The sequence below is a fragment of the Bradyrhizobium sp. AZCC 1693 genome (assembly GCF_036924745.1).
Lineage (GTDB): Bacteria > Pseudomonadota > Alphaproteobacteria > Rhizobiales > Xanthobacteraceae > Bradyrhizobium.
In genome coordinates this window covers 4,510,684-4,523,342 of sequence record NZ_JAZHSD010000001.1, presented here as the reverse complement: position 1 = coordinate 4,523,342, position 12,659 = coordinate 4,510,684, and the positions used below count along the sequence as shown (strand labels likewise).

Sequence of the window (12,659 nt, the reverse complement as noted above, 5' to 3'; positions counted from 1 at the left end):
TGGCTGATCCGAAAATGGATGGGCAGGTGCGGGGTTATTGAATAGTGTTGCCAGGTTCCTCTGACAAAAAATTCCGGGAGAAAAAAATGAAGTCGGGATTGTTAGCCGCCGTTGCGGTGGGTGGTCTCTTGCTCGCCGCGCCGGCATCGGCGCAGGGCGTCAAGATCGGTATTCTGAACGATCAATCCGGGGTCTATGCCGATTACGGCGGCAAGTGGTCCTTCGAGGCTGCCAAGATGGCGGTCGAGGATTTCGGCGGCGAGGTGCTGGGCCACAAGATCGAAGTCGTCTCCGCGGACCACCAGAACAAGCCGGATCTCGGCACCGCCATTGCGCGGCGCTGGTATGAGGTCGAAGGCGTCGACATGATCACCGAACTGACGACTTCCTCGGTTGCGCTTGCGATCCACGATCTCTCCAAGCAGATGAAGAAGATCGACATCGTCGTGGGCGCGGCGACCTCGCGCCTCACTGGCGACGCCTGCCAGCCTTATGGATTTCACTGGGCCTACGATACCCATGCGCTCGCTTACGGCACCGGCGGCGCGCTGGTGGAATCCGGCGGCGATAGCTGGTTCTTCATGACCGCGGATTACGCTTTCGGCCATGCGCTGGAAAAGGACACCGGCGATTTCGTCAAGGCCAAGGGCGGCAAGGTGCTCGGCGCTGTCCGCATTCCCCTGAACTCGTCGGACTTCTCGTCGTTTCTGCTGCAGGCGCAGAGCTCCAAAGCCAAGATCATCGGCCTCGCCAATGCCGGCCTCGACACGACCAACTCGATCAAGCAGGCGGCGGAATTCGGTATCGTCAAGAGTGGCCAGAAGCTTGCCGGCCTGCTGCTGACGCTCGCCGAAGTGCATGGCCTCGGGCTCGATGCCTCGCAAGGCCTGGTGCTGACCGAAGGCTACTATTGGGACCGCGACGCCAAGAGCCGCAACCTTGCCGAACGCTTCTTCAAGCGTACCGGCCGCATGCCGAACATGATCCAGGCCGGCACCTATTCGGCGACGCTGCAATATCTGAAGGCGGTCAAGGCGGCAGGCACCAAGGATACCGAGGCGGTCGCCAAGAAACTGAAGGAGCTTCCGGTCGACGACGACTTCGCGCAGGGTGGCAAGGTGCTGGAAAACGGCCGCATGGTGCACGACCTCTATCTGTTCGAGGTCAAGAAGCCGTCCGAATCAAAGAAGCCGTGGGATTACTACAAGCAGCTTGCGGTGGTGCCGGGAGACAAGGCGTTTCCCGCAGCGAAGGATTCCGGCTGCCCGCTGGTGAAGTGAGTGGCACGCTCCCACTATCGTCGTCCTTGCGAACGCAGGGACCCATAACCACAGGCGCCTGTTGTTAGAACGGGCGTCTGGCATTCCACTTCGTCGAAAGGACACGGCGTATGGGTCCCTGCGTTCGCACTAGGGCATCTACACATCTTCCTGAGTCTTCTCAACGAGTTGGCCGTAAACTGCGGAGAATCTGCTCATCTACGCTGAGATGCGCCCACGGATTCCGGCTCCCGCATAGCAGCTAAGTCCTTGATGATGAGTCCGTTTCCAGCCTTGAAGAGATGTGTAGATGCCCTAGTGCGTTCGCAGGGACGACGAGGGTATGGAGTTCGCCTCAATCCCTCACGCCCACACCAGCCGCCACACGATGGCGCCGAACGCTCCCACCCACAGCGCGATCGTCGCCAGCGCCTGAATCGCAAAACCCGTGCTGCGGTCCTTGACCGCCCTGGCATAGCCGAACACGTAGAGAATGCGGCCGATCACCCAGACCAGCCCGAGTGCGGCCGCGATACCGTCGCCGACATAAATCGCGAACAGCCACAGCGCCGGCAGGAAGATCGGCAGCCATTCCAGCGTGTTCATCTGCGCGCGAAACACGCGCTCGAAATCCGGATTTCCCGAAATCGCCGGCAGCTTGACGCCGAATTTGCCGCGCGCCCGCGACACCAGGATGGACGAGTAGAAGTAGACCAGGACCGCCAGCAAGGTGACGAGCGCGGTGAGATGATACATCGCTGAAATTCCTATCTTTGCGGCGGTTTAATAGCCGGTCATTTCCAGATAGCCTAGCCCGGTATGGCTACCGGCAAAGCTGATCGGGCCTTCCCAATAGCGAAAGCTCGTCCCCATCCAGCTTCTCGGATTGAGCGGCCTGCATTCGATCGACAGCGCCTTCTTTGGAATGGCGATACGCCATGTCGTCGGAATCTTCCGTTTCTCGATCTCGGTGAAGCTCAGCGGTGTCATCATGATATCGGCGGAGGCGAGTTGTTCGGCCGTGCCGTCGGGCGCGATCCATTTGCCGGAGCCGTAATGCTGGCCGTCGGTCTGGCGCATCCGGTACAGCATCAATTTGTCGCCGGCGCTGAAGTGCAGCGAGAGCCAGTCCCATCCGCTTTGATCGGAGGCCAGCGGCTGGCTGCTCCATTCGCGATCGAGCCAGGCCATCCCGGTGACGTCGACAGGCCTGTCGTCAATGGTGAGGATGCCCTTCGTCGTATAATGCGGCTGGCTGTAGTAATAGGAGGCCTGTTCGCGCAGCGATTTGCGGCTATAGCCGCCGTCGCCTTGCAGCACCAGCGGTCGCTCCGCGTCGAGGCGCAGCGCGTAGCTGAAATCGGCGCCCGATGCTTTCAGCTCGCACGGTGCGATATTGTCGTCGTTCACCGGATCGAGCCCGCGCATCTCCCAGGCATCGATCCAGGCGTGAAACGGCTTTGCATCGACGCCGGCCTGGCCGACCCCGCCGCGCGCGAACGCCTGGCTGAACCGATGGGTATCGGCGCTGGTGACGGCGGCATGGCCCATCCAGATTTGTTGGTTCGCCCAGCCGTCCGGCGGCCCACCCGCCGCGATCGCCTGGCGAAACAGCGTCCATTGGGCGCCGTAGGCCGTGCCATGTGCGTCGGCAAGATTGGCCGTCACATACCACCACTCGATGCGGAATTCCGGATGTGGCCCGTGATCGGCGGGAAATGCGAATGTTCTGCCGGGCACGACCGCCGCAAATCCATCGGCGCTTTCGCCGAGCCCGGCAAAACCCTGTGCGAACGCCTTGCCGCCGAGGCCGGCAAGGATCGCGCCGCCGACGAAGCCGCGGCGGGTGATCGGGCTGTTACCGTTCATTGGCAAAAATCCTGATCAGGCTCGCCGGCTGCATGCGCGCCAGCCTGATGACGGGAAGCGCAGATGCGGCTAGCGCAGCCGCCATCGCGACGCCGGTGAGCCACAGCAGTTGCAGCGGGAAGACGTGAAACGGCAACCGCCAGCCGAACGCCTTGACGTTGACGACCGCGAGCAGGCACCACGCGACCAGCAAACCCAGCGGAAGCGCGAAGATGGTGGTGATCAACGCCACCGACATCGTCTTCAGAAGCTCGATCGCCGCGAGCCGCCGCCGCGTGATGCCGATCGCCCATAATGGGGCCAGTTGCGGCAGGCGGGAATTGGCAAGCGTCAGCAGGCTCGTCAACAGCGCGACGCCGGCGACGCCGAGCGTGAAGGCGTTCAGTGCAGCGGTTACCGCAAAGGTGCGGTTGAAGATCCGGGTCGATTCCGCCTTCATCGTCGCCTGGTCGGCGACATTGCGGTCGTCGAGTGCGAATTTTTCCTGCAGTGCCGAGATCAGCGCCGCGATCTTGGGTGAGGCGACCCGCAATCCCATGCGCGTCAGCGGGATTTCCGGAAAGCGCCGCGTCAGCGCGGCGAAGTTGACCGCGATCTGGCCTTTGGGGTTGCCATAGTCGGCATAGATGCCGACCACGTCGAGTGTCCAGTTTCCGCCTGAGGCGGGCACCTCGATGCGGTCGCCGACGGAGAGGTGCAGACGCCGCGCCAGTTGCTCGCTGACGAGGGCCGCATTGCCGGGGCGAAGCTTGATCCAGGCGTCCTCAGTCAACTGCAGCAGCGGCCAGTTGTCGCGATAAATGGCGTGATCGGGCAGCCCCAGCACCTCGATCGGCGCGCCCGCCAATTGCGTATCGGCGCGACCTCCGGGCAGGATCGCCTCGACCTCGGGGCGCTCGCGCAACCACGCCTTGATCTCGGCCGCCTGTGCGTCGTTGGCGGCGTTGACATAGACATCCGCCGCCAGCCGCCCGTCGAGCCAGACCAGGAAGGTGCGGCTGAAACTCTCGACCATGGTGGAGACGCCGACGTTGACTGATAGTGCGAGCAACAGCGCCATCAGGGCGAGCGACAGCCCGGACAGTTGCTGACGGCTGTCGGCCCAGAACCAGACGCTGATCGGGGCTCGCGCATAGCGCTGACCAAGCGACAGCACGAATTCCAGAAACATCGGCAGGATCAGCGCCGCGCCGAGCATCAGCGCCGCAAGCACGGCAAACCCCGAAATCAGCGAATCGCCGAACCAGAGCAGGCATGCCGCGGCGGCGAACGCCGCGAGCGCCAGCGCGCTCTGGTAGGCCAGCCAGCGCCGCTGCGCCTGTTGCCAGGCGTAAGGCTGGGCGGTGGCGAGCAGCGGCAGCCGCAGCGCCTTGGTCAGGCTGGCGGCGGCGGCGGCGAGCGCGCCTGTTATGCTGATGGCGATGCCCGCGATCCACCATTGCGGCTTGAGCGTCAGGTGTCCCGGAATTTGCGCGCCATAGAGTCCGCGCAGGGAGGCCGCGACATCGGGCAGCAGCGCACCGGCGATGAAGTAACCGCACACGAGACCCATCAGCCCCGCGATCAGCGCGAGCGACACCAGCTCAAGCACCAGCACGGCGTTGAGCATCCGCGCCGAGACGCCGCAGGCGCGCAAGGTGCGCAGCACCGGCAATCGCTGTTCGAAGGCAAGACCGATCGCCGAATTGACGATAAAGAGCCCGACAAAGAATGACAGCAGCCCGAACGCGGTCAGGTTCAGGTGAAAACTGTCGGTGAGGCGTTCGAGGTCGGTCTCCGCATCGGGCTCGATCAGGCGAAGCCTGTCGCCGGCAATGCTTTCAAGCGGCGCGCGCCTGCCCGCCGCCTTGCCGATCAGGAGGCGCGAGAGCTGATCCGGCATCTTCAGCAGGCTCTGCGCGATGCCGATGTCGACGACCAATACGCCGGGCACGAGATTTGGCTGCACGCGAAGCGGCGGCAGCAAGGCGCCGCCATTGGCCTGGGGGCGCGCGCCCTCCGCGAGCTTGAGATCGGAAAGCGTTTCCGGCGCCACCAGCATTGCGCCCGGCGGCGTCATGAAGGATAGCAGATCGGCTCTGCCGATCGCAGGCGCGTTGCCGACTTCCGCAGGCAGCGTCACCGGCTCGATACCCAGCAGCCGGAACGAGCGGCCCTCGATCTGGATCCGGCCTTCGAGCACCGGCGAGACCGGCCAGCCGGCGCGGCGCAAGTCGACGAAGAGTTGTTGCGGAAAGCTTGCGCCGCTGCGGGCGGCCAGCATGGCGGTGCGCGTGCCGCCAAAGGTGGCGGCGGCGCGATCGTAGGAGGTGCGCGCCTGCTGATTGAGCGCCTGTACGCCGCTCCACAGCGCGGTCGCCGAGATCAACCCGATCAGCAGGGTCGCAAGCTGCATCGGATGCCGCCGCCAATGGCTCAGCAATACGGCCAGTGTCCATAGCGCGCGCTTCACGCGATCACCCCGGCATGGAGGTTCACCCGCCGGTCGAGTGTGGCGGCGAGCCTTTCACTGTGCGTCACCATCAGAAAACCGCAGCCGCTGCGCGTCACCAGATCGCGCGCCAGCGCCAGCACCTCGTCAGCGGTGTCCTCGTCGAGATTGCCGGTCGGCTCGTCCGCCAGCAGCAGCAGCGGTTTTACCGCCAGTGCCCGGCCGATCGCGACGCGTTGCTGCTGGCCGCCGGACAACTGCTCGGGATAGCGTTTGAGGAAATTGCCGAGCCCGAGCCGCTCCACCAGTTCGCGGTGCCAGGCCGCGTCGTGACGGCCGGCAATGCGCGACTGGAAAACCAGGTTGTCTTCCACCGTGAGACTCGGGATCAGGTTGAATTGCTGAAAAACCAGGCCGAGCCGGTCGCGGCGCAATTCCGCGCGGGCTGCATCGTTAAGTTGGCAGACCTGTGCATCAGCCAGCCTGATCTCGCCGCCATCGGCCGCATCGAGGCCGGCGATCAGGTGCAACAGCGTGCTCTTGCCGCTGCCGGATTCACCCGTCAGCGCAACGCTCTCGCCCGCGGCGACCGAGAGATTCACCCCGCGCAGCACCGCGACCTCTTCGCCAGCCGTACGGTAGCTCTTGGTCAGACCGGCCACATGAAGCACGTGATCGGTCACATTGGGATTGCCGTTGGTCATGCGCGACGATGGACCGATCTGACCATGAAAATCCCCTGACGTGATGGCATGCAACATATCAGGGCGGTCGCCTGGGATCACGGCCTCAATCGCGCCGCGACGGGATCGTGATCCGGTTGTGGCGCGCGCCTGCCATGGCAGCCGGCAGTTGCAGAGCGGGGTATCTGCGGAAAAATCCCGGTTGCCTTGCCCGCGAGCCCCCTTGTACCATTGGAACCGGCCGATCCTGCAGAGCCAGCAAAAGATAAACGGGGAAACCAGCCATGACCGCGCAATCGACGCCGAAGGGCGCCTGGAAGATCACCTTCCTGCTGTTCCTGTTCATGCTGGTGAACTTTGCCGACAAGATCGTCGTCGGCCTCGCCGGCGCGCCGATCATGGACGAGCTGAAGCTTTCGCCGGAACAGTTCGGCCTGCTCGGCTCCGCGTTTTTCTTCCTGTTTTCGATCTCCGCCATCGTCGTCGGCTTCATCGTCAACCGCGTCGACACCCGCTGGGTGCTGCTCGCGATGGCGGCGATCTGGTCGGTGGCGCAATTTCCGATGGTCGGCACCGTCGGTTTCACCACGATCCTGATTTGCCGCATCATCCTCGGCGCCGGCGAGGGGCCGGCATTTTCAGTCGCGGCGCATGCGGTCTACAAATGGTTTCCCGACGAGAAGCGAACGCTGCCGACCGCCATTCTCTCGCAGGGTTCCGCGTTCGGCGTGATCCTGGCGGTGCCGGCGCTGAACTGGATCATCGTCAATCATAGCTGGCACTACGCCTTCGGCGCGCTCGGGGTGGTCGGCCTGATGTGGGTGGTGGCGTGGCTCGTGATGGGCAAAGAAGGGCCGCTGGTGCAGACGGCCGAAGCGGCCGCAGCCGACCAGCGCGTACCTTATCTCCAGCTTCTGACCTCGCGAACCTTCATCGGTTGCTGCGCCGCGACTTTCGGCGCCTATTGGGCGTTGTCGCTCGGGCTGACCTGGTTCACGCCCTTCATCGTCAAGGGGCTCGGCTTCTCGCAAAAGGATGCGGGCTGGATTTCCGTCCTGCCCTGGGTGTTCGGCGCAACAATCGTCCTGCTGACGGGATGGATTTCGCAGGTGATGCTGGCGCGTGGCTTCACGACGCGGGGCGCGCGGGGCGTGCTCGGCTCGGTGCCGCTGATCATCGGCGGGTTGATCCTCGCCGTGATGCCGCATGTCAACGGTGCCGGGCTGCAGATCGCGTTCCTCGTGGTCGGCTCGGGTCTCTGCGGTTCGATCTATGTCGTCTGCCCGCCGATGCTCGGCGAATTCACGCCGGTTCAACAGCGCGGCGCCGTGCTCGCGATCTATGGCGCGATCTACACGCTGGCGGGCATGATTGCTCCTTCCGTGATGGGCGTCGTGATCCAGAATGCGGCAGTGCCGCTCGACGGCTACATGACCGGCTTCACCATCAATGCGGTGGTGATGGCGGCGTCGGGGCTGCTCGGGCTATTGCTGCTCTGGCCGAACACGGAGCGCAAGCGGCTGATGGCCCAGGTCGCGGCGCAGCCGAAATTCGCGTGAATAGGAACAACTCTCTCGTCGTCCCTGCGAACGCAGGGACCCATACCGCGTGATCTATCGATGAGGCGTGGCGGCTGATGCTCTGCGTTGGCCAATTACGGCGGTGAGTTGCCGAACCGAGGCCATCTTCCCTCGTGCTCCCTTACGTGGGCCGCGGCGTATGGGTCCCTGCGTTCGCAGGGACGACATCGTGCGTGTTGAACCAGCCAAGCCCTAACTCGCCGCCGCGTCGAACTGCGGTTTGCTCCCCTGCGCGCCGCGCACCAGCTTGCCGGGACGGGCACCCGTCGCCTTGCCGCCGCGTTGTGTCACCACGCCGGAGACGATGGTGGCCTCATAGCCGTCGACCTGCTGCATCAGGCGGCGGCCGCCGACCGGCAGGTCGTAGTGCACTTTTGGCGGATGCAGGTGCAGGCGGTCGTAGTCGATCACGTTGACGTCGGCCTTGAAGCCGGGGGCGATTACGCCGCGATCATAGAGGCCGACCGACAGTGCGGTCTTGCGCGACTGTGCCGCCACCACGAACGGGATCGACAGTTTTTCGCCGCGGCTGCGGTCGCGCGTCCAGTGCGTCAGGAGATAGGTCGGGAAGCTGGCGTCGCAGATGATGCCGCAATGCGCGCCGCCGTCGGAGAGGCCCGGCACGGCGCTGGGTTCGCGAAGCATCTCATGTACGGCATCGAGATTGCCGTCGGCATAGTTGAGGAACGGCACATAGAGCATGCCGCGGCCCTCGTCCGTAAGCATCGCGTCGTAGGCGAGTTCTTCCGGCTGCCGACCCTGGCGGCGGGCCTGCGGCCCGAGCGCATTTTCCGGCGGCTGCTCGTAGTCCGGGGGATCACCGAGCAGATACATCTTGTCGTAGTTCGGCCGGAAGAACAGCGGGTCGTCGGTCGCCGTCGCCGTTTCGCTCAGGATGGCTGCGCGCACTTCGGGCCGGTGCAAATGCGTGAGCCGCTCAGCCAGCGGCAGCTTGGCGATCGCGCGATAGCTCGGATGGGTCTGGAACGGGTTGCGCGACAATTCGAGCCCAAGCAGCAGCCCGACGGGACGCGCGGCAATCTGGGTCGTGATCGAAAGGCCGCGGGCGGCGGCTTCATTGATGGTGTCCATCGTCTGGCGCCAGCGTCGCGGCGCCTTGTCGGCCTGGGCTACGGAAAACGAGATCGGGCATTTGGTATTCTGGGCAACCCGCAGCATCATCGGCAGATCTTCGTGCACGGTGCTTTGGTCGAGCACGAATTGCAATACGCTGCGGCCGACGCCGTGCATCGCAGCCGCAATCGCAGTCAATTCATCTTCGCCAGCTTTCAGCGTCGGCGTGTAGTCGCCGGTCGAGGTGCGGTGATTGAGGGTGCGCGAGGTCGAAAAGCCAAGTGCGCCTGATCGCACGGCGTCTCCGGCGAGCGCCGCCATCGCCTTGTTGTCCTCAGGCGTTGCGGGATCGCGCCGCGCGCCGCGCTCTCCCATCACGTAAACGCGCAGCGCCGCATGCGGCAGTTGCGCGCCGATATCCATGTCGAAATTCCGCTTCGACAGCCAGCCCATGTAATCGGGAAAGCTTTCCCAGGCCCAGGGAATGCCGGCGCTCAGCACCGGCTCGGGAATATCCTCGACGCCCTCCATCAACTGGATCAGCCTGACATGATCGGCCGGGCGGCACGGCGCGAAACCGACGCCGCAATTGCCCATGATCGCTGTCGTGACGCCGTTCTGCGACGAGGGCGTGATGTCCTGACTCCAGGTGACCTGGCCATCATAGTGGGTGTGGACGTCGACAAAGCCGGGCGCGACCAGCTTGCCTTTGGCGTCGATCTCGTCCTTGCCCTTTGCGGCAACCTTGCCGACTTCGGTGATGCGGCCGCCGGAGACGGCCACATCGGCCTCGAACAATTCGCCACCCTTGCCATCGGCAACGGTGCCGCCGCGGATCACGAGGTCGGGGGTCGAGGTCATGGCTTCCATCCCGGTTCTGTTTTGTTGGCGCATCATCCGACGCCGTCAGATGCTGTCAACCGCCGGGGATGAGGCTCAGGAATGCATCGGCAGGTAGTTACGTCCTGACGGGTTCCGCCGGCTTGCGGTCGGTCACCAGCGCCAGCAGCACCGTCAGCACCATGAAGGCAACGGATGCGCCGAACACCCAATGCGGCAGGCTCTGGTCCATGATCCAGCCGAACAATAGCGGGCTGAGAATGCCGCTGAAATTGAAACCGGTAGAGACGATGCCGAACGCGCGGCCCGCCGCGCCTGCCGGTGCGGCGTTGCGCACCAGCATGTCGCGCGAGGGCGCGATGACGCCGCCGAGGAATCCGGCCAGCCCCATCGCGGCGGTCAGCACGGCCGACGGCAGGTTGATCGTCGCAATGATCGTGATGATGACGGCGTTGATTGCAAAGCAAGCGGCGGCGACATTGCCGTGGCGCTTGGTGCGGTCGGCGAGATAGCCGCCGGCCAGCACGCCGGCCGCGCTGGCGCCGAGAAAGGCGGTCAGCGCGATATTGGCGGCCGAGAATGTCACGCCATAGCCGCTCATCAGCGCGACGACGCCGAAATTGCTGATGCCGGCATTGGACAGGCCGAGCAGCATGAAGAAGATCGTCAGCACGATGATGGCCGGCGTGACGATGCCCTGCTGCGGGGACGCCGCGCCATCGGTCTTGCGATCGGCCGAACTCGCATCGGGAATGCGGACCGCGATCAACAGCAGCGCCACAACGGGGCCGATCGCGCCGGCCACGATCAGCGCGCCGAGACCGCCGATAGTCGCCACCAGCGCGGCCATGATCGCGGGCGCCACCGCGCCGCCAAGGAAGCCTGCAAAGGTGTGGACCGAAAACGCGCGGCCCATCCGCGCTTCCTCCATATGCGTTGACAGGATCGCATAGTCGCAGGGGTGATAGACGCTGTTGGCGAGTCCAAGCAGCGCGGCGCAGACGATCAGCGAGACGTAGCTCAGATGCAGGCCGAGCATGATCAGCGCCAGGCCGCCGACGGTGAGGCCGATCAGCAGGACCTTTCGCGCGCCGATATGGTCGGCGAGATAACCGATCGGCGCCTGCGTCAGGCCGGAGACGATGCCGAACACGGTGAGCGCGAAACCGAGCTCGATATAGCCGACGCCGAGCTGTTCTTTCAGGAACGGAAACAGCATCGGCAGCACGAAGAGATGGAAATGGCTGGCCCAATGAGCGACGGAAATGGCAGCCAGCGTGCGCGGCGAAGTGTCCGCTTTGGCTTGTTGCGGTGCGGCCAGAATGTCGACCATGTCAGCTCAAAATCCCGTAGTTTTTACGGCCCGGCAGTGCGCTGGCGAAAATATAGGCCAGGCGTTATTTGTCCATGAATAGAGCTGCATGGCTGCCCCTGCGGAGGGCAGGCCGCGCAAAATGCGTCATTGAATCAGGAAGACAAGGGCCGCCGGCACGGCAATGGTCGGACATGCCTGATCCCTTTGGGTGGGCAAAAGCGCGCTTCGCGCCGTGCCCACCCTTTGTCCTCGACCGCGATACTGAATGGTGGGCACGCTTCCGCCTTCGCTCGTTGAGCTACGGCGGACAAGTCGCTTTGCCCACACTTCTGTAACGGGCCTCGATTAGTCAATCCCTTTGCGTTGTCCGCCCGCCGGGGTCTCGCTTCTGTACGGGGTCGGCGCAGGGCCGCCACCTGATGGGGTTGGAAGAGGATAGGTCGACCAATCTACGTTGAGCGTGCTCACGAGGCGACCTGGTGGGCAACGGCCTGACCTGATCCATCGTCCCGGCGAAGGGACTTCGCTTCGAGAAGGCCTGGTGTCGTGACCCGCCCGAAAACTGCTGTTTCTCCCTGTTAGGCTGCCGCCGCAGCGGCGTTGAAGGGTGTTCCGTCGGCGAGCATGCGGTGCATGATCACCGCGAGCCGGCGCGCCAACGCCACCTTGGCTTTGCTCATGCCGGCGCGCTTTTTGATCCGCATGGCCCAGCTCTTCAATTGCGAACAGCCCTTGAGCGGCTTGGTCAGCATGACGTTGGCAGCCTCATAGAGCGCCGTGCGCACCGAGGCGTCACCGATCTTGCTGATCCGGCCGGTGTAGTCGGTCTCACCGGATTGATGCTTCTTCGGGGTCAACCCGAAATGGGCTCCTGCCTGCTTCGACGATTTGAACCGGGTCGGATCGTCGATTGCGCTGGCATAGGTCAGCGCCACGATCGGGCCGACCGCCGGGACTGACGTCAGCAGCCGTGCCTGCGTATCGGACCGCACCATCCTGCGGGTTTGCTTCTCGAAAGCTGCGAACTCGGTCCGCAGCACCGCTCGCACCGCCAGCAGCGCCTTGGCGATCATTTGCAGGTGCGGATGGCCGTCCACGAGTTCCTCGATCCGTCCCGCGAAAGTCTGCCCGGTCGTCTTGCCAACCTTGAGGCCAAAACCGCGCAGGATCCCGCGCAGGCTGTTCTCGACGTCGAGAAGCTTCGATTGCACCAGCTTGCGGGCGGTCAACAGCGATCGGGTCTCTTGCGCACTGATCGATTTGCAGTGCACCGGCCGGAACCAGCCCAGCCGCATCAGTTGCGCAATCCCGCGTGCATCGTTGCGATCCGACTTGACCGGCATCGCCTCGAACGCCTTCCGCACGTGCCGCGTCTCGAGCAGCTCAACGGCGAGGCCGGCCGCCTTCATCCCCGCAAACAGCCATTGCGACAAGGGCCCGGCTTCCAGCCCGATCCGCTCAAACTCAAAGCCAGACTGCCGGAACCAGGCGATCAGCGCCTCCGGCTCGCTGGCCACCCTGGCCTCGCGCAAAATCTTGCCGCTTGCGTCAACAACACACACGCTCGAGCATTCCAATGACACGTCGATTCCGGCATAGTGGTTCATG

Annotated in this window: 9 protein-coding genes; 2 read left to right on the top strand and 7 right to left on the bottom strand. The window is 64.2% G+C overall.

Annotated elements, in window-relative coordinates; translation table 11 throughout:
- Nucleotides 1-86: 86 nt before the first annotated feature.
- Nucleotides 87-1,280 carry an ABC transporter substrate-binding protein gene (locus V1293_RS21655; RefSeq protein WP_334512064.1) on the top strand — a complete coding sequence of 398 codons (1,194 nt, stop codon included), beginning with the start codon at nucleotides 87-89 and terminating at the stop codon, nucleotides 1,278-1,280.
- Between the two features lie 342 nt (nucleotides 1,281-1,622).
- Here V1293_RS21655 and V1293_RS21650 read toward each other — a convergent pair whose 3' ends face one another.
- From V1293_RS21650 to V1293_RS21635, 4 genes are read right to left on the bottom strand one after another with little or no spacing between them, the layout of a single operon-like run.
- Complete coding sequence (locus tag V1293_RS21650; RefSeq protein WP_334512062.1) at nucleotides 1,623-2,015, bottom strand: MAPEG family protein; 393 nt, start codon at nucleotides 2,013-2,015, stop codon at nucleotides 1,623-1,625.
- 27 nt (nucleotides 2,016-2,042) lie between these two features.
- Entirely contained in the window at nucleotides 2,043-3,128 is a 1,086-nt protein-coding gene (locus V1293_RS21645; RefSeq protein ID WP_334512061.1) for a lipocalin-like domain-containing protein, read from the bottom strand.
- On the bottom strand, nucleotides 3,118-5,580 hold the full coding sequence (locus tag V1293_RS21640; protein WP_334512059.1) for an ABC transporter permease: 2,463 nt from the start codon (nucleotides 5,578-5,580) through the stop codon (nucleotides 3,118-3,120). The genes V1293_RS21645 and V1293_RS21640 overlap by 11 nt, the downstream gene beginning before the upstream one ends.
- On the bottom strand, nucleotides 5,577-6,263 hold the full coding sequence (locus V1293_RS21635) for an ABC transporter ATP-binding protein (protein WP_334516837.1): 687 nt from the start codon (nucleotides 6,261-6,263) through the stop codon (nucleotides 5,577-5,579). The genes V1293_RS21640 and V1293_RS21635 overlap by 4 nt, the downstream gene beginning before the upstream one ends.
- A 263-nt stretch (nucleotides 6,264-6,526) precedes the next feature.
- Here V1293_RS21635 and V1293_RS21630 point away from each other — a divergent pair, with 263 nt between their 5' ends.
- The gene (locus tag V1293_RS21630) at nucleotides 6,527-7,801 is read left to right on the top strand and encodes an MFS transporter (protein ID WP_334512057.1); all 1,275 of its coding nucleotides are present in this window, start codon (nucleotides 6,527-6,529) and stop codon (nucleotides 7,799-7,801) included.
- A 213-nt stretch (nucleotides 7,802-8,014) separates the two neighbouring features.
- Here the strand turns inward: V1293_RS21630 and V1293_RS21625 are convergent, their stop codons facing one another.
- From V1293_RS21625 to V1293_RS21615, 3 genes are all read right to left on the bottom strand, one after another.
- Nucleotides 8,015-9,757, bottom strand: coding sequence for an N-acyl-D-amino-acid deacylase family protein (locus tag V1293_RS21625; protein ID WP_334512056.1), 1,743 nt, complete (start codon nucleotides 9,755-9,757; stop codon nucleotides 8,015-8,017).
- 97 nt (nucleotides 9,758-9,854) lie between these two features.
- Nucleotides 9,855-11,069 (bottom strand): MFS transporter, encoded by a 1,215-nt coding sequence (locus V1293_RS21620; RefSeq protein ID WP_334512055.1) that lies wholly within the window; start codon nucleotides 11,067-11,069, stop codon nucleotides 9,855-9,857.
- A 560-nt stretch (nucleotides 11,070-11,629) separates the two neighbouring features.
- Nucleotides 11,630-12,658, bottom strand: a complete 1,029-nt coding sequence (locus tag V1293_RS21615) for an IS110 family transposase (protein WP_334506067.1) — start codon at nucleotides 12,656-12,658, stop codon at nucleotides 11,630-11,632.
- Nucleotide 12,659: the final 1 nt, after the last annotated feature.